Annotated in this window: 1 pseudogene; it reads right to left on the reverse strand. The window is 46.5% G+C overall.

What is annotated here, in order from left to right:
* A pseudogene (locus F7Q90_RS25825) lies at positions 1-521 on the reverse strand (YdcK family protein); the annotation flags it as partial.
* Positions 522-624 lie beyond the last annotated feature (103 nt).

Here is a 624-nt window from a genome sequence, read left to right on the forward strand (position 1 = left end):
TCGCCATAAAGCTGTACCTGATGAACAATCCGCGAATGGCTCACGGTGGCGCGATCGTAAATTTGTAAAATCTGCGCATGTTCATGCGTTAGTCCCTGAACGGCGAGAATTTCTGACTGGTTTAACACGCGGGCATCGCCATAAATCGCACACTCTCCGCGCACGGAAGAGGACTGAATAGTGACATTGTCACTTATCCGTGCGCCATCGCTGATATCAGCGCGATCAATCCAGACGTTATCGCCTATTCGCACGTTATTGTAGAGCGTGCACGGCTGCGTGATACGCGCATTACCCGTAATTTCCGTGCCCGCAAAGGCCATCGCGTTTTCATCATAAATCCAGCAATCCCCCTGTTGTGACAGCACATTATCGGCATCAACCCAGCCGCCGGAGGTTCCGGCTTTAACATCGTTAAAATCCGTTACGGCAATAACTTGTCGTAATAAGACGCTTTTCTTCTCACCGTCTACCTGATAAGTAAAAGCACGAGGTTCTTCACTCAGTCGATATTTGGTCATAGGGAAATTCCGTGTGAACGATTAAGATAACCGTAGCAAAGGTACTGGCAAAACAACCAGAAATTCCATAAAATGCATTTCAAATATACTTTATAAATTAAAC

Origin of the sequence: Pantoea stewartii subsp. stewartii, from assembly GCF_008801695.1 — a bacterium.
Taxonomy (GTDB): Bacteria; Pseudomonadota; Gammaproteobacteria; order Enterobacterales; family Enterobacteriaceae; genus Pantoea; species Pantoea stewartii.